This is a genomic window from Burkholderia sp. BKH01 (assembly GCF_025685725.1).
Classification (GTDB): domain Bacteria; phylum Pseudomonadota; class Gammaproteobacteria; order Burkholderiales; family Burkholderiaceae; genus Burkholderia; species Burkholderia pyrrocinia_C.
On sequence record NZ_JAOTQT010000007.1, the window covers coordinates 142895 to 160662 of the forward strand.

Below are 17768 nucleotides of genomic sequence, written 5' to 3' on the forward strand. Positions count from 1 at the left end.
CGGCGGGTCAGTCGCTGGCGACGGGGTGTGCCGTTGCGGCGAGCAGGAACGCTTCCATCGCCGCGACCAGCGCGAGCGGCGTCTCGTTCATCGGATAGTGGCCCGCGTTGCGCAGCACGTCGACGCTGGCGCGCGGATAGCGCCGCAGGTAGGTGCGCGCCATCAGCGCCGCGTCGAACGCCGGATCGTGCTCGCCGATCAGCACTTTCACCGGATGGACGCCCGCGATCTCGTCGCTGAAATCCGTATCGGCCCACGAGCGAAAGTACGCGCCGAACGCGTGCGGCGACGAACCGGCTGCCGAATACGCGGCTTTCCACTCGACCCAGGCGGCGGGTAGCCGGCCGCCCGTGCTGCGATCGATGATGGTCCTGCGATCGGCAAGGGTGTCGGCGGCGCGCTCGAATAGCGCGCGCCGCTCGGCGTCGAACGGCAGGCCGCCGCACGGCACGGGCGCGATCGGCACCAGCGCGCGCACGCGGTCGGGCGCGACGGCGGCGATCTTCTCGATCGCCATGCCGCCCATCGAATGGCCGACGAGGCTGAAGGTCGGGAAGCCAAGCGCGTCGGCGAGCGCGAGGGCATCGGCGGCGATCTCGTCGATCGTGTAGTCGCCGCGTGCGTCGCGCATGCTGCCGTAGCCGCGGTAGTCCATGAAGACATAGCTGAAGTGCTCGCGCGACAGCCACGCTTCGACGGGTTCGAACGCGCGGGCGTCGCCGAACCAGCCGTGCAGCACGAGAACAGGGTGGGGGCCGTCCCCCACGCGATGAAACGTATTCGGCATGTCCGCTCCGATGAGGTTGCAATCCGGCCGTTCAGGCCGACGGGTCTTGCGGCCGTCAGGTCGCGCAAGCGTGGAGCGGATCGTAGATGGATCGAAGGAGACCCGCCTTCGATATCGGGTCATTGATGATGGAATTCGGGCCGTGAGAAATACGCTGTTAGATCCCTACGAACACATTCCCCGGAGCGTGGTCGTGACCGCCAACGACTATGAGGCGGGCACGACGTTTCCGGAACACGCGCACGGGCGCGGGCAATTCGCGTTCGCGTCGCGCGGCACGATCAGCGTGTCGACGCCGCACGGCCGCTGGCTGGTGCCGCCGCAGCGCGCGTGCTGGGTGCCGGCCGGCGTGCGGCACGAAATGACGATGACCGGGCCGGTCACGATGCTCAACACGTTCGTGTCCGGCGACGCCGCACAGGAGGCAGGCCTGCCCGGGCAGTGCGGCGTGTATGGCGTGTCCGCGCTGCTGCGGCAGTTGATCGACGATGCGATCGACCTGCCGGCCATGTACGACGTCGACGGCCGTGCGGGCAAGCTGATGGCGCTGCTGATCGCGGAAATCGCGACGATGCCGCGCTTGTCGCTGCATGCGCCGCTGCCGGTCGACGCACGGCTCGCGAAGGTGTGCCGGCACCTGTTCGCGTCGCCGTCGATCGCGGCCGATCTCGACCGCGTGGCCGCCGACGCGGGCGTGAGCCGGCGCACGTTCACGCGGCAGTTCCGCGCGCAGACGGGCGTGAGTTTTGCCGCATGGCGCCAGCAGGTGTGCATGCTCGCGGCGATTTCCCGCCTGAGCGACGGGCAGTCGGTGACGCGCGTCGCGCTCGATCTCGGGTATGCGAGCGCGAGCGCGTTCACGTCGGCGTTTCGCCGCATTCTGGGCGACACGCCAAGCCGGTATCTGGAGATTCGGCGCTAGGCGAAAGGAAGCGGCGACCGACATGCGCCAAGTCCGCACGCCGGTTGCAGCCACAAAAAAATACGCGCCTGCCCGATTCGGTCAGACGCGTTTAAAGGCACTCGGTCAGAAAAAAACGCGCACAGCCAGCAGGGCGGTGTCGCGCATTGCTTGCGGAATTATTTCCCTTTTGGATTTAATCCTGCCGGCTCGTTGTGGATACCAAAGAATACGCCGCATAACACGCAAACGACATCCTGTCGGCCCGACGATTCATGTGCTGTCGCAGCATGCGTTTCAATCGAGTGTTTGATGTGGGGGCAGAGGTCCCGACCAATGGACATCGGCAACCGCGGCCCGGCGCGATGCGGCGCAGCATCGAAAGATTGCGACCAAATACGAAAAACGCCGCGTGGCGCGATACCGACAGGGATCGCGCCACGCGGCGGTGCGTCTGCATCCGGAACCGGCCTGTGCCGGCTCGTGCGTCAAACGTCGAAGAACACCGTCTCGTCCGGCCCCTGCATGCGGATGTCGAAGCGGTAGACGATCGGGCGGCCCGGCTGCGCGTCGCGTTTCGCGACGAGCGTCGCGCGGCGCTCGGCCGGCACTGCGTTCAGCACGGGGTCGGCCGCGTTCGCCGCGGCTTCGTCATCGAAGTACACGCGCGTGAACGCATGGCTGAGGATCCCGCGCATCATCACGGTCACGTTGATGTGCGGCGCGTCATCGGCGGCGGTGCGGCCCGGCTTCACCGTCTCGACGACGAAGCGGTGCTGCGCATCGGTGCCCGTGCCGACTCGCGCGAAACCGGTGAAGCCGGATTTCGCGATGTCGTCGCGCGATGCGGGGTAGCGGCCCGCGCTGTCCACCTGCGTGAATTCGAGCACCGCGTCGCCGACGACGTTGCCGTCGCCGTCGAACACCTGGCCGACCAGCAGCACGTGCTCGCCTTCGGCGTGCGTCGCGGCGATCGTCGGCGTGAACAGGCTCTTCAGGTCGTAGTCGTATTGCTGCGGGCACAGGCCGTATGCGAAGTACGGGCCGACCGTCTGCGAAGGGGTTTGCTTCAGCGTCGTCATGGTTCAGCGCTCCATCGGGGTAGCGTCGCGGCCGCGCAGCACGATGTCGAATTCGTAGCCGAGCGCATAGCCTTCTTCGGTGATGTCCATCGAGAAGCGCGAGATCAGGCGATCGCGCGCGGCCTCGGGCGTGCCCTGGAAGATCGGGTCGTACGCGAGCAGCGGGTCGCCGGGGAAGTACATCTGCGTGACGAGACGCGAGCCGAAGTAATCGCCGAACAGCGAGAAGTGGATGTGATTCGGGCGCCACGCGTTCGGATGGTTGCCCCACGGATACGCGCCGGGCTTGATCGTCAGGAAGCGGTAGCGGCCTTCGTCGTCGGTCAGGCAGCGGCCCGCGCCGAGGAAGTTCGGGTCGAGCGGCGCGTCGTGCTGGTCGACCTTGTGCACATAGCGGCCGGCTGCGTTCGCCTGCCACACCTCGACGAGCGTGTTGCGCACGGGCTTGCCGCCTTCGTCGAGCACGCGGCCCGTGACGACCATGCGCTCGCCGAGCGGCTCGCCGTTCTTCACGGCGTTCTTCGTCAGGTCGTGGTCGAGTGCGCCGAGATCTTCAGCGCCATAGACGGGCGCGTACTGGTCGCGCAGCTTGTCCTTCAGCGGGATCAGCGGGCGGGTCGGGCCGCGCTTCACCGACGAGCGGTATTCGGGGTGGACATAGGCCGGATGCGACGGCCAGTCGCGCGGCGTGAGGATCGTGGGGGAATCCATCGGGCGTCTCCTGATAGGTATTTCGCGAAGTGGATGGCAGGACTTTAGCCAATCCGGGAAGTTATGCAAAATGACCTTTTTTCGCGAGAAGCATAACCGTTCGTTATGTTCGATGCGCCAATGAAAAATCCGCCGGACAGGATGCCTGTCCGGCGGATGAAAGCGATCGGGCTTCGCGTCGTCGGTGACGACCCCGTGCACGGCCCTCCAGCCAGCCCGTCGCTATTTTTTGTCTTTTGTTCTTGTTGTTATCCGGCCTCCCCGAGCTTGCCCGTCGTCATTTGCAGCCGGGATCGAATACGATCCCGTCGAATTCGAGCGACAGCGTGCCGCTGCGCAGCAGTGCGGCCGGCGTCGCGGCCAGATCGGCGCCGAGCACATCGCTCACGTATTGCGCGCAGAATCCGCGCCGCGCCCGCAGGTTGAAGCGGTTGCCCAGCAATGCGTCGATTCGCCGTTCGGCCGTCGCGTGCAACCGGCGCTGCTCGTCGGCGGTCGATGCCGCGACGCGGCGCGCCAGCGCGATGCGTCCGCCGTCGGCATGGGCGACGAAGCGCGACAGCGGCGTGAGTTTCGTCCACGCAAACGCGGGCTCGGCGATCACGGGTTCGTCGCCCGACGTATCGACGACGATGCCGAAGCGATTGGCCCACGCACCCGTCGTGCCTGCCGCGTCGCGCGGCGAGCCGGCCGGCACGCGGATGAACACGAGATCGCCGACATGCGCGCCGGCGGCCAGCGTGCGGACGGTGGCGAGCGGCATCGTGCGATCCGTGTCGCGTGCATCGCGCGGTGCGGTGTGCTGCGGTTCGTAAGCGGCGGTTTCGGTTCGGGTGGCCATTTCGGCTCCGTCGTTGAGTGACAGGACGGAGCGGATTATGCAGACAAGTATCCAAAAGTGTTCATCTTCATGTGGAGGTAGCCTAATATCCGACCTTGAGCATCGTTTTTTGATACCAAAATGACCGAAACCGCCCAACTCATCGAAACGCTGAAGCGCCAGTTGAAGGCGCAGGGAATGACCTATCGCGACGTCGCGCGTGCGCTCGACGTTTCCGAGACGAGCGTGAAGCGGCTGTTCGCGAGCGGCCGCTTTACGCTGGAGCGCGTCGCCGAGATCGCGCAGTTGCTCGGCTATACGCTGGCCGAGCTCGTGCAGGAGGCATCGGCGTCGGCGCCGAGGCTGCACGTGCTGACCGAGCAGCAGGAGGCGCTGCTCGTGTCGGACGAGAAGCTGCTGCTCGTCGCCGTCTGCGCGATCAACTACTGGACCGTGCAGGACATCGTGTCGGCCTATCGCTTGACGAAGGCCGAGTGCGTGAAATACCTGCTGATGCTCGACCGGATGAACGTCGTCGCGCTGCTGCCGGGCGACCGGATTCGCGTGCGCGTCGCGCGCGATTTCGACTGGCTGCCGGGCGGGCCGATCCGCCGTTATTTCCATGCGCACGCGCTCGGCGATTTCCTCGACAGCCGTTTCGACGGCGCGGGCGAGACGATGACATTCTCGCAAGGGATGCTGACGGAGGCGGCCGCCGCGGAACTCGAACTGGAGTTGCGCCGGCTGCGCAGCAAGGCGGCCGCGCTGCATGCGGAATCGTCGTCCGCGCCGCTCGGGCAGAAGCATGGGACGGGTTTGCTGATCGCGAAGCGGGTCTGGGAGCCGACCGGTTTCCACGCGCTGCGGCGTGGCGCGTGACGTGTCACCGAATGCTTGGGCTTATCCGGAAAGTTATGCAAAATGGCATTTCATCGTCATTCGCATAACCGCCCGTTATGAATAACCGTATCGCCGACGGCCGAGTCAAGTTCCGGCATCTGCAGTGTTTTCTCGCCGTCGCGCAGTTGGGCGGCGTGCAGAAGGCGGCCGAAAGCCTGTCGATCACGCAGCCGGCCGTGTCGAAGACGATTGCCGAACTGGAGGCGATCCTCGGCGTGAAGCTGTTCGAGCGCGGCCGGCAGGGCGCGCAGCCGACCCGCGAAGCGCAGTTGTTCATGCCGCACGCGAACGCGTGCGTGCTGGCGCTGCGGCAGGGCGTCGGGCTGCTCGCGCGAGAGGGCGGGGCCGCCGCCGCGACGCTGGAAATCGGCATGCTGCCGACCGTCGCGGCATCGCTCGCGCCCGCGTTGATGAAGGCGCTGGCCGAGCGCTGGCCGCGCATCGTCGTGCGGATCGCGACGGCCGCGAACGCCGATCTGCTCGAGCGCCTGAAATCCGGTGCGATCGAATGCGCAATCGGGCGACTGTCGGAACCGGAGCGGATGATCGGGCTCGCGTTCGAGCAGTTGTACAACGAGCCGCTCGTCGCGGTCGTGCGCGCCGGGCACCCGCTGCTGTCGAGCGCGGCGCCGGCCGCCGAGCTCGCGCGCTATCCGGTCGTGCTGCCGCCGTTCGGCACGCTGATCCGGCAGTCTGCCGAGCAACTGCTCGGCGCATGCGGCGCGCCGCCGCTGGATTCGTTCATCGAGGTGCTGTCGGTATCGGTCGCGCGCGCGCTGGCGCTCGAGAACGACGCGGTGTGGTTCGTGCCGCTCTATGCGGCCGAATACGATCTGTCGGCCGGTGCGCTGGCGCGCCTGCCGCTGCCGTCCGCGGGTACCGACGAGCCGGTCGGGCTCATTCTGCGCACCGATGCGCAGCCGTCGCCGGTCGCACGGACGCTGATCGATGCCGTGCGCGACATCGCGCGGTCGCGGTTCGGCGACAAGCGCCCGCACCGGACGCCGCGCGCCGCGCGCAAGCCGGGTCGAGGCGATCGCTGATCCTTCGGGCCGCGCGGCAATCCCGGCTCAATCCCTTTCCCCGCTTCCGGATCGGCCATCCGGCCAGTAGCCGCCCTCGTGGTGCTTGGCATATCGTATCGTTTTTGGTACGCTTGGTGACAAGACGATGGCGAGACAGCAGATTCAGGTCACGCTCGGCGTGCGGTTCTTTCGCACGGTCCGAGGCAACGAGCCGGTGCGCGAATGGCTCAAGGCACTCGGGCAGGTGGAGCGAAGGGCGATCGGCGAAGAGATCAAGACCGTTCAATTGGGCTGGCCGCTCGGCATGCCGCTGGTCCGGAAGATGTCGAAGGATCTATGGGAGATCCGCGTGATGCTGCCGGGGCGGAGCGCCCGAGTGCTGTTCACGGTCGTCGGCGACACGATGGTCCTGCTGCACGGCTTCTTCAAGCAGTCGCGGGCCACGCCGTCGGACGATCTCGACGTCACCGTCGCGCGCCTGAAGGCGCTGACGCACGCCATTTGAATTCCCGGTTGCGCCGGAACGCACCGTCTCCGACGGTCGGGCAGCCGCAACGCCATGCACTGGAGTACGACATGACGACCACGAACAACCCGCATATCGGCAGCGACTTCGATACCTTCCTCGAAGAGGACGGCAATCTCGAAGCGGCCACCGCCACCGCGATCAAGCGCGTGATCGCGTGGCAGATCGGGCAGGAAATGAAGGCGCAGCACATCACGAAAACCGCGATGGCCGCGCGGATGAAAACCAGCCGTGCCGCGCTCAACCGGCTGCTCGACGAAACCGACACGAGCCTCACGCTGGCGACGCTCGCGAGCGCGGCCGCCGCACTCGGCAAACGGCTCAGCTTCGAGCTGGTGCCGGCCTGACCGGCGTGACGAAACGGCGCGCGGTCGGTTGGCGGCGGCCGTCCGCGTGACGCGCGCGGAGAATTGGCCGGTGATTCGGCCTGCGATTCACCGGTGCGTCGCCGCATGCGGGCGGGCTTCAGGCCATGCGTATTCGCCGGGTCGCATGCGCCGGGTCATTTGCGCGGCCCGGTCATCTGCAGATAAAGCAGCGCACCGCCTGCGAGCAGGAGCGGGCACAGGAGATACCAGCCCGTCGTCAGGAACAGCCCGGCAACTGCCACCAGCGAAATCCATGCGCAGCGGTAAGCGATGCCGCCGCGCGGCAGCAACTTCAGCGCGGCGGCCGCGCCGAGCCCATACACCATCACGAAACACCCGGACGTCACGAGCACGAGCGGTTTCGGTCCGACGTCCGAGATCGTCGTCGCGGCCAGCGCGACGGCCGCGAGCACGGCGATCACGCCGAGGCTGCGGCGCGGGACGCCGCCGATCTGGCTGCCTTGCGCGAGCCACGCAGGCAATGCGCCGTCGCGCCCGAGCGCCGCGCCGAGCTTGGCCGCGCCCGCGAAATACGCGTTCATCGTGCCGAGCGTGAGCAGCAGCGCGGCCGCGGCTGCGAGCACCTGCGCGTGGCCGCCGATGCCGCCCGCGATCAGTTCGGCGAGCGGCGCGCCCGATGTGCCGGCAGACGGCCCGAGCACCATCACGCTCGCGGCTGCGACCGACAGATACAGGAATCCGACGACCACGACCGCGATGCCGGCCGAGCGCGGCATGTCGTGCGCGGGGCGGCGAAATTCGGCCGCGAGATGCGTGATCGCTTCCCAACCGGCGAAGCTCCACACGAGCAGCGCGGCAGCCTGGCCGACCGCGAGCCAGCCGTGCGGCGCGAACGGCTGCAGGTTCGCGGTGCGCGCATGCGGTGCGGACGCCAGCACCGCGGCGAGCAGCAGCGTGACGAGCAGCGCCGACAGCACGAGCTGCATGCGGCCCGATACGGTGACGCCGAATGCATTCGCGGCCGACACGGTCGCGATCAGTGCGGCAGCCGTGACGATGACCGTCGTGTGCCCGCCGCCCGTGACGGCAGCGACGTACGCGCCGCCGAACATCGCGGCGGCCGGCGCGCCGGCCGGCACCGCAAAGTAGAAGCACCAGCCGACGATCGCCGCCGCCTTCGGCCCGAATGCGCGCCGTGCGTAGGTCGACACGCCGCCCGCATCGGGATAGCGCGCGCCGAGTGCGGCGAAGGTGGCTGCGAGCGGCCCGGATAGCACGACGAGTGCGGCCCACGCGAGCAGCGACGCCGGGCCGGCGACCTCGGCGGCCAGCGCAGGCAACGCGATCACGCCGGTGCCGAGCACCGCGCCGATATACAGCGCGGCACCCTGGAAAATGGTCAGCGAGCCCGCGTGATGAGCGGCGGGCGAGTCGGCATGCGCAGGCATGAGCGGCAGTCTCCGGAAGTCTTGTTGTGTGTGGGCGCGGGAGCCCGCGCGGTCAATCGCTCGATGCTACCCGAACGATGGCGGTCGCGCGGCCCGGCGATCAGTAGTCTGTGCCGCGCTGCCTGTCAGCCGATGTCAGCAGTAGCGCGCGAGCCGCAGGCGCGCATCCTCGCGTGCGGCGGGCGGCAATTCGGGCGCGTAGTGGAACGTACCCGACACGAGCGATGCGACGGGCACGCCGTCGCGGAACAGCACGCGATTTCCGGCCAGCGCCGGCACCTTGTCGCCGGGCAGCAGCGTGCCGGCGAGATTCAACGGGTCGGCGCCCGTCACGCATACGTATTGCCCGTCGCCGGGTTGCCGCCGCAGTTCGCGCAGGATCGGAATCGCCTCGGGCAGCGCGAACTGCTCGCCCGCTAGCCCGGCGACGAAACGTCCGCCGCGAATCTCGCCGCGCGCTTCGAGGCGCTGCAGCACGCGCACGAGTTCGCGCCAGCTCGGCAGCCAGTCGGCCTCGCGTTCGAGCAGCCGCCAGAACACGACGCCGTAGCGGCGCAGCAACGTCCACGCGATGTGCTCGAGCGCGTCGGGATCGGTCGCGGCCGGGCCGCGTTTCGGCGCCGGCGCATCGTCCGGCGGCGCCTGACGCTGCACGAGCGCCCAGCGGCCCGCGTCGTCCATCCCGCCGATCAGCGCGCCGCCGCGCCGCGTGCGCGGCGCATAGGTCGCGCTGCGCTTGACGGCCGGCTTCAGCAGCGCGCGCAGGCCCGCGTAGCTGTCCGCATTCACGAGGCCGGCTGACACAAGCTCGCCGAGTGCCTGTTCGAGTTCGACGGGCAGCATGTGCAGGTCGTCGAGCAGCGCATCGAAGAACATCGCGCCATGCGCGGCGAGCGCGTCGCGTACCTGCGTGGCTCGCGCGGACAGCGCCGGTTGCGCATCGGGGTCACGCAGCACCTGCCATGCGGCGAGGTGGCGGCGCGGCAGCAGCACGATCGGCGTCGTCTTCACGGGCGTGCCGGCCGCGCGCGCCGGCGCGCCGATGCGCGTCCATACGAGCTTGCCCGAGCGGCACAGCTCGTCGAGGCCGCCCGCCATGTAGTCGGTGAGCCGCGCGGGCAGCAGTGCGTCTTCCCACGCGCTCGCCGCGGCTTCGTAGCCTTCGAGTTGTTCGACCACGGACGCGAGTGCGTCACGGCCGGTGCCGCGCGTGTCCGGCGTCAGATGTTGCCAATGGAACAGGAAGCGCATGAAGTCGGCGCGCTCGACCGGTTCGATCTCGCGGCGCAGCCGCTTCACCGTATAGCGATGAATGCGCGCGAGCAGGTGGCGTTCGCACCATTCGTCCGTCGTCGCACCCGGCGTGAACCGGCCGCGCATGACATAGCCTTCGCGCTCCAGCGCCGCGAGTGCTGTCGCGATCGATGGCGGCGGCAGTCCGAGCGGTGTCGCGATCGCGTCGAGCGCAAGCGGCCCGAAGCCGGTGAGCCGCGCGCGGATCACGTCGACGAGTGCGGCATCGGCTTCCCACGGTTGCGCGCAGGCGGCCGGCACCTTGAGCGCCGGTGTCACGCGTGCGTCGGGATGCAGTGCGCGCAGGCATACGAGCCGTTCGACCGGCACCCACAGCGCGGCGCCGCCCGGCGCGACGAGTTGGGTTGCGCGGCGGCGTTCCGCGAGTTCCGCGAGCCGGTCGGGCCAGCCTTCGTGGGCCTGTGCTTCGCTGTCGGCGACGCATGCGAGCGTGAGCAGCGCATCGTGCATTTCGTCGGCGTCGCGCACGAGCGGCCATGCTTCGTCGCGCACCGCGTCGATCGCATCGGCGTCGAGCGCGCCGAGATCGTCGGCCGATTCCGGATCGCTCCAGCGGCGCGACTGCACGGCCTGCGTGCGGCGTTCCTCGAGCGGCGCATCGTCGAGGAACGCGTAGGGTTTCGCGTTCAGGATCTCGGCCGCGAGCGGCGACGGCGCGGGCAGGTCGCGCGCGACGAGTTCGATCGCGCCGCTTTCGATCCGGCGCAGCAGCGCGAGCCAGCCGTCGGTGTCCATCGCGTCGTGCAGGCAATCGTCGAGCGTCTGGTCGACGAGCGGGTGATGCGGAATCTCGCGTTCGCCGACGATGTTCTCGAGGCACGCGACCTGATCCGGGAACACGGTCGCGAGCAGATCCTCGCTCTTCATCCGCTGCAGTTGCGGCGCGGTGCGCCGGCCGCCCGTGAAACGCGGCAGCGCGAGCGCGGTCGTCGCGTTCCAGCGCCAGCGCACGCCGAACATCGGCGCGTCGAGCAGCGCCTGGACCAGCACGTGCTCGGCGCTGGCCGAACGCAGGTAGCGCCACACTTCGTCGAGAGCGAAGCTGTGCGCGAGCGACAGCGACAGGATGATTGCGTCGTCGGTCGCGGCGGCCTGCAGCTCGAAGTTGAAACTGCGGCAGAAGCGCTTGCGCAGCGCGAGCCCCCACGCGCGGTTGATGCGGCTGCCGAACGGCGAATGGATCACGAGCTGCGTGCCGCCCGATTCGTCGAAGAAACGCTCCATCACGAGCGTGTCCTGCGTCGGCAGCGCGCCGAGCGCGGCGCGCGTGCGGGCAAGGTAGTCGGCGATCTGGTGCGCGGCGTCGGGCGACAGGTGGAGATCGTCGACGAGCCAGCGCAGTGCCGGCGCGAGGCGGCTTTCGGCAGGGGCGATTGCGCTGCCTGTTTCGGTTTCCGCCGTGGCTTTCGCCTTGCTCGCGGCGTTACTTCTTGCGCGCTTGCGTCCGCCGATGTCCGCTTGCCGGTCGCCGTCGGCGAACAGCCCGTCGAGCCGTGCGCGCAGCCGGCCGACCGCCGCCGACAGCTCGTCGCTGCGCCCCGGCGCCTCGCCGAGCCAGAACGGAATGTTCGGCGACTGGCCCTGCGCGTCCTCGACACGCACGCGACCGGTTTCCACGCGAATGATCCGGTACGACTGGTTGCCCAGCTGGAACACGTCGCCGGCCAGGCTCTCGATCGCGAAATCCTCGTTGACGGTGCCGACCTGGATACCCTGCGGTTCGAGCAGTACGGCGTAGTCGGCCATGTCGGGGATCGTGCCGCCCGATGTGGTCGCGGTCATCATCGCGTTGCGGCGGCCGCGCACCGTGCCGCCGACCACGTCGCGATGCAGGTACGCGCCGCGCACGCCGCGACGGCTCCTGAAGCCTTCGGCGAGCATCGTCATCACTTCGTCGAAACGCTCGCGCGTCAGCCGCGCGTACGGCGCCGCGCGCGTGAAGCTCGCATACAGCGCGTCCTCCTGCCATTCCGTGCACGCGACTTCGGCGACGATCTGCTGCGCGAGCACGTCGAGCGGCGCTTCCGGAATCCGCAGCGTGTCGAGTTCGCCGCGTTGCACGCAATCGAGCAGCGCCGCGCATTCGACGAGTTCGTCGCGCGACAACGGGAACAGCCGGCCCTTCGGCACGCCGCCGACGTGGTGCCCCGAGCGGCCGACGCGCTGCAGGAACGGCGCGATGCCGCGCGGCGAGCCGACCTGGCAGACGAGATCGACGTCGCCGATGTCGATGCCGAGTTCGAGCGATGCAGTGGCGACGAGCAGCTTCAGTTCGCCGCGCTTCAGGCGCTGCTCGGCATCGAAGCGGTGCTCCTTCGCGAGACTGCCGTGATGCGCGGCGATCGCTTCCTTGCCGAGCCGGTCGGCGAGATGGCGCGCCATGCGCTCGGCGGTGCGCCGCGTATTGACGAACACCAGCGTCGTGCGATGCGCGGCCGCGAGCCCCGCGATGCGGTCGTATATCTGTTCCCACACGTCGGTCGCCATTACGGGTTCGAGCGGCACGTTCGGCAGTTCGAGCGCGAGGTCGCGCTCGCGCGTGTGGCCCGTGTCGACGATCGTGCAATCGCGCGGCGCATCGGCCGGGCCGCCGACCAGGAAGCGCGCGACCGCGTCGATCGGCTTTTGCGTCGCCGACAGCCCGATGCGCGGCAGCGCATGGCCGGCCAGCGCGTCGAGACGTTCGAGCGACAGCGCGAGATGGCTGCCGCGCTTGGACGATGCGAGCGCATGGATTTCGTCGACGATGACCGAGCGCACGTTCGACAGCATCTGCCGCCCCGATGTGGACGACAGCAGTACGTACAGCGACTCGGGCGTCGTGACGAGGATGTGCGGCGCGCGCTTGCGCAGCGCGGCGCGCTCGGCCTGCGTCGTGTCGCCGGTGCGCACGGCGGTGCGGATCGCCGGCACCGGCAGGCCGAGTTGCGCGAGCGATTCGGCGATGCCGGCGAGCGGCGCGTCGAGGTTCACGTGGATGTCGTTCGACAGCGCCTTCAGCGGCGACACGTAGACGACGAGCGTCGCATCGGGAAGCGCGCCGTCGTGCGACAACGCATCGCGCACCAGGTCGTCGAGCGCGCACAGGAACGCGGTGAGCGTCTTGCCGGAGCCGGTCGGCGCGGCGACGAGCGTCGAGCGGCCGGCCTTGATGTGCGGCCACGCGAGCGCCTGTGCGCCGGTCGGCGCGGCGAACGTGCGCCGGAACCACGCGGCGACGGCCGGGTGGAACACGTCGAGTGCACTGGCGGCAGGGCGGGTGGCAGTGACGTCCATCGAAGCGTTGAAATAGGGTGCGAGCGTGCGGACGGATCGCGCGCGAATCGAATCGTCAGTGTGCCAGACGTCGCGCGTGCGTGCCGGGCGCCGCGTGCCGTTCGGGCACGCGCGTCGACGATTCAGATCGAGATGAGGGCCCGCACCGCACTTTCAATGGACGTAAAGTTGCGTGCGCGCCGGCACGCCGATATCGCGCCGAAGCAACACTACACGCGACTACACGCGATGCAGCCAGCCGAGCCAGTGTTCGAGCAGCGGCGCGCGTGTCCACAGCGATTGCGCGAGCCACAACGTGCCGCCCCATGCGGCGGCCACCACGATCAGGTCGCAATGTCCGCTGTTCCACAGGTTGAGCGAATGGCGCCGCCAGATCCACGGCACGCCGAGCGGGTTCGGCCAGTCGGCGAGCAGGTGCATCACGCCGCCGCACGCGAAGCCGAACAGCGGCGCGGCCCACAGCGGATGCGGATGATGGGTGAGCCCGTGCCACCCGAGCGCGAGCAGCGCGACCCAGCCGATGCCCCAGTGCGTGACGGTACGGTGCGTGATCCACAGCCGCCGCTTGCGGGTCCACCATGCGACTTCGAGCCAGTCGGGCGCGGTGCCGCCCGCGACGCCCATAACGAACGCGGCGAGCATGCCCGTGTGCCACGGGCCCGTTGTGCCGGTCTGTGCGACGAGGACGGCGGCGGCGACGCCGGCCGCGAAGCCGGACGCATGATGCGCATTGTGTGATGCCATAGGGAATGAGACGAAGAAACGTGAAGCGGCGCGTGAGCGAAAGAAAATGATGCGGCGAAAGCGGGGCGCTATCTTCTCAGATCGGGCTGGGCAACGGGCGGCTCGTCCGCAGATTTTTTTGTGTGCATGTGTTGCATGCAGCGCAGTTCGCAACTTTCCGTTTTGTGCGTTGCGTGATGACGCGTACCGCATGCAAATTCGACCGACTCGCATGCACGCCGCGGCGCTGCTGCGTGACCGGGCGTACACAATCGACGGGCTTTTGTGGCGCGCCGCGTGTTCGCCCCCTTTTGTCCCCCTATACTACGAAACCGGCATATGGCCGTCGGCGCGCCAGCGGCTATAAACGGATCAGGTGCTTTTCCTGCCTGAAGGAGATCCACATGGGGGACATGCAATGACTATGCTGAATCGCTTCAAATCATCCGCTGTCGTGCTCGCGACGGCGGCCGGCATCGGTTTCCTGCCGAACGCGCCCGCCTATGCGAAAGGGCCGCAGCCGGCGGTCCTGACGAGCTCCGCGGTCGCGGTGGCTGACAAGTACAGCGCGGATGCCGCGGAGCGGATCTTCAAGGAAGGCGGCAACGCGATCGACGCGGCCGTTGCGATCGCATTCACGCTCGCCGTCACGTATCCCGAAGCCGGCAACATCGGCGGCGGCGGCTTCATGACGATCTACAAGGACGGCAAGCCGTACTTCATCGACTATCGCGAGCGCGCGCCGCTCGCCGCGACGAAGGACATGTACCTCGACAAGGAGGGCAATGTCGTCAAGGGCATGAGCCTGTACGGCCCGCGCGCGGTCGGCGTGCCGGGCACGGTCGCGGGCATGTGGGAAGCGCAGAAGCGCTTCGGCAAGCTGAAGTGGAAGCAGGTGCTCGCACCGGCGATCCACTATGCGCGCGACGGCTTCGTCGTCGACGAGCAGCTCGCGCAGCGCGGCGTCGACGCGTCGAAGGAATTCGGCGGCAAGACAAACTTCGACAAGTACTTCTCCGGGCTGAAAGCCGGCGCGAACTTCAAGCAGCCCGACCTCGCCGACGTGCTTACGCGAATCTCGAACGATGGCGCGGAGGGGTTCTACAAGGGCAAGACGGCCGAGCTGATCGCGGCTTCGATGAAGACCGGCGACGGCAACGGGCTGATCACCACCGAGGATCTCGCGCAATACCGCGCGGTGTGGCGCCAGCCGGTGCAGGCAAAGTGGAACGGCTATGACGTGATCACCGCGCCGCCCCCGAGCTCGGGCGGCATCGGCCTCGTGCAGCTGCTGAAGATGAAGGCCGATCGCAAGCAGGATTTCGAGGGCGTGAAGCTCAACTCGCCGCAGTACATCCACCTCGTCGCGGAAATCGAGAAGCGCGTGTTCGCCGATCGCGCGCAGTATCTCGGCGACCCCGACTTCTACAAGGTGCCGATCGCGCAACTGACCGACGACGCGTACATCGCGAAGCGCGCGGGCGAGGTCAACCCGAAGGAGCCGTCGGACACGAAGAGCGTGCAGCCGGGCCTCGGCACGACGATGCCGGAGAAGGCCGAAACGACGCACTTCTCGGTCGTCGACAAGTGGGGCAACGCGGTGTCGAACACGTACACGATCAACGGCTATTTCGGCTCGGGCGTGATCGCCGACGGCACGGGCATCGTGCTGAACGACGAGATGGACGACTTCTCCGCGAAGCCGGGCGTCGCGAACATGTTCGGCGTGGTCGGCAGCGACGCGAACGCGATCGAACCGAAGAAGCGCCCGCTGTCGTCGATGTCGCCGACGATCATGACCAGGAACGGCAAGGTGTCGCTCGTGATCGGCACGCCGGGCGGCTCGCGCATCTTCACGTCGATCTTCCAGGTGATCAACAACATCTACGACTTCAGGATGCCGTTGAAGGAAGCCGTCGGCGCGATGCGCTTCCATCACCAGCTGCTGCCGCCGAACACGATCTTCTGGGAGCCGTACCACCCGATCGAAGGCGAACTCGCGAAGCAGATCGAGGCGCGTGGCTACACGCTGAAGGGGCAGGACTTCAGCGGCGACATCCAGGTGATCAAGATCGACGGCAAGACGCCGGAAGCGATGGCCGACCCGCGCGGGCGGGGGGTGACGCGGATCATCCATTGACGGGGCGCATGCGGCCGCGAATGGCGGCCGCTTGTGCATCGACGAACGCCGGGCCGATGCCCGGCGTTTTCTTATGCTTGGCTGGTTCGGTGTCGCGTGCGTGCTCATCGATCTCGGCGCGCAGAATGCCGCGCGCCAGATTCAGTGACGGCCGTTCATGTTGACGAGCGCAGCGTCTGGCCATGACGGCGGGCTTCATGGGGGCGTCGGTTTCCGTGAACATCGATACAAAACCGCGGGCGGGGATGTCTCGTGCCAACCATGGTTGATCGAATGCTGTCGGGGAAGGCCAACGTATCGGCGAAGGTGAAGAGCGTATGGGAGCGCCGGACAGGCGTCTTTCATCAATTTGACGCGCGATGCTGGGATAATGGCCGGGTTAGGCTGCGTCAATGATGGAAGGAGGCCCCATGGGCGACAACGATACCCGCACCGAGACCGACAACCTCACCGATATGGAATCGATGGAGACGCGTCGGCGCCGCTTCGAGGAAGACCTCGTCGATGCTTACGACGAAGAGCTCGAGATGGAACTCGATGACCGCCGCTTCGACAACGGCGAGGACCTGCTGTTCTCGCTGGAGCGTCGCGAGGCGCGCAAGGAGTATTTCCGCGAGCTGTTCCGGCTGCAGGGCGAACTCGTGAAGCTGCAGGACTGGGTCATGACCACCGGGCACCGGCTCATCGTCATTTTCGAAGGGCGCGACGCGGCGGGCAAGGGCGGCGTGATCAAGCGCATCACGCAGCGGCTGAACCCGCGTGTCTGCCGGGTCGCTGCGCTGCCCGCGCCGAACAACCGCGAGCGTACGCAATGGTACTTCCAGCGCTACGTCGCGCATCTGCCGGCCGGCGGCGAGATCGTGCTGTTCGACCGCAGCTGGTACAACCGTGCGGGCGTCGAACGCGTGATGAATTTCTGTACCGACGACGAGTACGAGGAGTTTTTCCGTTCGGTGCCCGAGTTCGAGAAGATGCTCGTGCGCAGCGGGATCCAGATCGTCAAGTACTGGTTCTCGATCACGGATCACGAGCAGGAGGTGCGCTTCCAGGCCCGGATCCAGGATCCGCTGAAGCAGTGGAAGCTGAGCCCGATGGACCTCGAAAGCCGCCGCCGCTGGGAGGCCTATACGGCCGCGAAGGAAGAGATGCTGCAGCGCACGCATATTCCCGAGGCGCCGTGGTGGGTCGTGCAGGCCGTCGACAAGAAGCGTGCGCGGCTGAACTGCATCCACCACCTGCTGGGCCAGGTGCCGTATCACGACGTGCCGCGCCCGGCGATCGATCTGCCGCAGCGCGAGCATCACGAGGATTACATCCGCCGGCCGGTGCCGGACAACATGATCGTGCCGGATATTTACTGAGCGGCCGGGCGGGTTTGGGCGGCAACGAGGGGAGAGCCGCGCAAGGCGGCGCGCGTTACTCCCGGATCAGGAAGGCGGCCCGGTCGCGCCCGGCAATCCATGCGGGTGCGCGGCCGCGCCCGCTCCACGTTGCGCCCGACACGGGGTCGCGATACTTCACGCCGACGGTGAACAGCTTCGCACGGTCGCTATAACCGTGACCGAAGATTTCACGTGCGGTCAGCGCGTAGCTCGTGACGAGTTCGCGCACCTGCTCCAGCACCACATTGCGTTCGCGGCACCGTGCCGCCTTGATGCGCTGATCGAGTTCTGCAAGCTGGGCTTGCAGTTTTTGGATTTGCTGCATGCGTCCGTTATCCCGTGGCTGATTTGATTATTGGCGACGCGTGATGAACTGCATGGCAGCACGCCCGGCCATGGCGTGC

Annotated in this window: 16 protein-coding genes; 7 read left to right on the plus strand and 9 right to left on the minus strand. The window is 67.8% G+C overall.

Translation table 11 applies throughout. The features are described from left to right. Positions 1–7 precede the first annotated feature (7 nt). Positions 8–787 (minus strand): alpha/beta fold hydrolase, encoded by a 780-nt coding sequence (locus tag OEJ37_RS13895; RefSeq protein ID WP_263344579.1) that lies wholly within the window; start codon positions 785–787, stop codon positions 8–10. A gap of 142 nt (positions 788–929) precedes the next feature. Between OEJ37_RS13895 and OEJ37_RS13900 the strand changes: the two genes are divergently transcribed. Next, positions 930–1709: an AraC family transcriptional regulator gene (locus OEJ37_RS13900; protein WP_263344580.1), complete on the plus strand. Its 780-nt coding sequence runs from the start codon at positions 930–932 to the stop codon at positions 1707–1709. Between the two features lie 467 nt (positions 1710–2176). Here OEJ37_RS13900 and pcaG read toward each other — a convergent pair whose 3' ends face one another. The 3 genes from pcaG to OEJ37_RS13915 all read right to left on the minus strand — a co-directional run bounded on the left by pcaG (position 2177) and on the right by OEJ37_RS13915 (position 4322). Further along, complete coding sequence (gene pcaG, locus OEJ37_RS13905) at positions 2177–2770, minus strand: protocatechuate 3,4-dioxygenase subunit alpha (protein WP_175917840.1); 594 nt, start codon at positions 2768–2770, stop codon at positions 2177–2179. A 3-nt stretch (positions 2771–2773) separates the two neighbouring features. Next, the gene (gene pcaH, locus OEJ37_RS13910; protein ID WP_034179751.1) at positions 2774–3481 is read right to left on the minus strand and encodes a protocatechuate 3,4-dioxygenase subunit beta; all 708 of its coding nucleotides are present in this window, start codon (positions 3479–3481) and stop codon (positions 2774–2776) included. Positions 3482–3758: 277 nt separating this feature from the next. Continuing rightward, positions 3759–4322 carry a YiiX/YebB-like N1pC/P60 family cysteine hydrolase gene (locus OEJ37_RS13915; RefSeq protein WP_263344581.1) on the minus strand — a complete coding sequence of 188 codons (564 nt, stop codon included), beginning with the start codon at positions 4320–4322 and terminating at the stop codon, positions 3759–3761. Between the two features lie 120 nt (positions 4323–4442). On the opposite strand from OEJ37_RS13915, the gene OEJ37_RS13920 reads away from it, so the two are divergent. The 4 genes from OEJ37_RS13920 to OEJ37_RS13935 all read left to right on the plus strand — a co-directional run bounded on the left by OEJ37_RS13920 (position 4443) and on the right by OEJ37_RS13935 (position 7099). Next, the gene (locus OEJ37_RS13920; protein WP_034179749.1) at positions 4443–5180 is read left to right on the plus strand and encodes a helix-turn-helix domain-containing protein; all 738 of its coding nucleotides are present in this window, start codon (positions 4443–4445) and stop codon (positions 5178–5180) included. 77 nt (positions 5181–5257) lie between these two features. Further along, entirely contained in the window at positions 5258–6244 is a 987-nt protein-coding gene (gene pcaQ, locus OEJ37_RS13925; RefSeq protein WP_174417909.1) for a pca operon transcription factor PcaQ, read from the plus strand. A 127-nt stretch (positions 6245–6371) separates the two neighbouring features. Continuing rightward, positions 6372–6731: a type II toxin-antitoxin system RelE/ParE family toxin gene (locus tag OEJ37_RS13930; protein ID WP_174417908.1), complete on the plus strand. Its 360-nt coding sequence runs from the start codon at positions 6372–6374 to the stop codon at positions 6729–6731. A gap of 71 nt (positions 6732–6802) precedes the next feature. Beyond that, positions 6803–7099, plus strand: coding sequence for an XRE family transcriptional regulator (locus OEJ37_RS13935; RefSeq protein WP_011355454.1), 297 nt, complete (start codon positions 6803–6805; stop codon positions 7097–7099). A gap of 155 nt (positions 7100–7254) precedes the next feature. On the opposite strand, the gene OEJ37_RS13940 is transcribed toward OEJ37_RS13935, so the two are convergent. The 3 genes from OEJ37_RS13940 to OEJ37_RS13950 form a co-directional block, all read right to left on the minus strand. After that, positions 7255–8529 (minus strand): APC family permease, encoded by a 1275-nt coding sequence (locus tag OEJ37_RS13940; protein ID WP_263344582.1) that lies wholly within the window; start codon positions 8527–8529, stop codon positions 7255–7257. Between the two features lie 135 nt (positions 8530–8664). After that, positions 8665–13119, minus strand: coding sequence for a DEAD/DEAH box helicase (locus OEJ37_RS13945; RefSeq protein WP_263344583.1), 4455 nt, complete (start codon positions 13117–13119; stop codon positions 8665–8667). Between the two features lie 219 nt (positions 13120–13338). Then, the gene (locus tag OEJ37_RS13950; RefSeq protein WP_174417905.1) at positions 13339–13863 is read right to left on the minus strand and encodes a metal-dependent hydrolase; all 525 of its coding nucleotides are present in this window, start codon (positions 13861–13863) and stop codon (positions 13339–13341) included. A gap of 397 nt (positions 13864–14260) precedes the next feature. Between OEJ37_RS13950 and ggt the strand changes: the two genes are divergently transcribed. Next, complete coding sequence (gene ggt, locus OEJ37_RS13955; protein ID WP_263344584.1) at positions 14261–15982, plus strand: gamma-glutamyltransferase; 1722 nt, start codon at positions 14261–14263, stop codon at positions 15980–15982. Here ggt and OEJ37_RS13960 read toward each other — a convergent pair. After that, a complete protein-coding gene (locus OEJ37_RS13960; RefSeq protein ID WP_263344585.1) occupies positions 15972–16181 on the minus strand; it encodes a hypothetical protein in 210 nt (69 codons plus the stop codon). The two genes, ggt and OEJ37_RS13960, sit on opposite strands and share 11 nt — an antisense overlap. Positions 16182–16392: 211 nt before the next feature. Between OEJ37_RS13960 and ppk2 the strand changes: the two genes are divergently transcribed. Beyond that, positions 16393–17343 (plus strand): polyphosphate kinase 2, encoded by a 951-nt coding sequence (gene ppk2 / locus OEJ37_RS13965; RefSeq protein WP_174417902.1) that lies wholly within the window; start codon positions 16393–16395, stop codon positions 17341–17343. A 55-nt stretch (positions 17344–17398) separates the two neighbouring features. Here the strand turns inward: ppk2 and OEJ37_RS13970 are convergent, their stop codons facing one another. After that, a complete protein-coding gene (locus tag OEJ37_RS13970) occupies positions 17399–17689 on the minus strand; it encodes an H-NS family nucleoid-associated regulatory protein (RefSeq protein WP_152857719.1) in 291 nt (96 codons plus the stop codon). Positions 17690–17768: the final 79 nt, after the last annotated feature.

Bases quoted from the DNA above. Each gene is read 5' to 3' on its own strand.
- OEJ37_RS13940 (WP_263344582.1), bottom strand. From the start codon at position 8,529: ATGCCTGCGCATGCCGACTCGCCCGCCGCTCATCACGCGGGCTCGCTG.
- pcaQ (WP_174417909.1), top strand. From the start codon at position 5,258: ATGAATAACCGTATCGCCGACGGCCGAGTCAAGTTCCGGCATCTGCAG.
- OEJ37_RS13970 (WP_152857719.1), bottom strand. From the start codon at position 17,689: ATGCAGCAAATCCAAAAACTGCAAGCCCAGCTTGCAGAACTCGATCAG.
- ppk2 (WP_174417902.1), top strand. From the start codon at position 16,393: ATGGGCGACAACGATACCCGCACCGAGACCGACAACCTCACCGATATG.
- ggt (WP_263344584.1), top strand. From the start codon at position 14,261: ATGACTATGCTGAATCGCTTCAAATCATCCGCTGTCGTGCTCGCGACG.
- OEJ37_RS13895 (WP_263344579.1), bottom strand. From the start codon at position 787: ATGCCGAATACGTTTCATCGCGTGGGGGACGGCCCCCACCCTGTTCTC.
- OEJ37_RS13915 (WP_263344581.1), bottom strand. From the start codon at position 4,322: ATGGCCACCCGAACCGAAACCGCCGCTTACGAACCGCAGCACACCGCA.
- OEJ37_RS13920 (WP_034179749.1), top strand. From the start codon at position 4,443: ATGACCGAAACCGCCCAACTCATCGAAACGCTGAAGCGCCAGTTGAAG.
- OEJ37_RS13935 (WP_011355454.1), top strand. From the start codon at position 6,803: ATGACGACCACGAACAACCCGCATATCGGCAGCGACTTCGATACCTTC.
- pcaH (WP_034179751.1), bottom strand. From the start codon at position 3,481: ATGGATTCCCCCACGATCCTCACGCCGCGCGACTGGCCGTCGCATCCG.
- OEJ37_RS13945 (WP_263344583.1), bottom strand. From the start codon at position 13,119: ATGGACGTCACTGCCACCCGCCCTGCCGCCAGTGCACTCGACGTGTTC.
- OEJ37_RS13950 (WP_174417905.1), bottom strand. From the start codon at position 13,863: ATGGCATCACACAATGCGCATCATGCGTCCGGCTTCGCGGCCGGCGTC.
- OEJ37_RS13960 (WP_263344585.1), bottom strand. From the start codon at position 16,181: ATGAAGCCCGCCGTCATGGCCAGACGCTGCGCTCGTCAACATGAACGG.
- pcaG (WP_175917840.1), bottom strand. From the start codon at position 2,770: ATGACGACGCTGAAGCAAACCCCTTCGCAGACGGTCGGCCCGTACTTC.
- OEJ37_RS13930 (WP_174417908.1), top strand. From the start codon at position 6,372: ATGGCGAGACAGCAGATTCAGGTCACGCTCGGCGTGCGGTTCTTTCGC.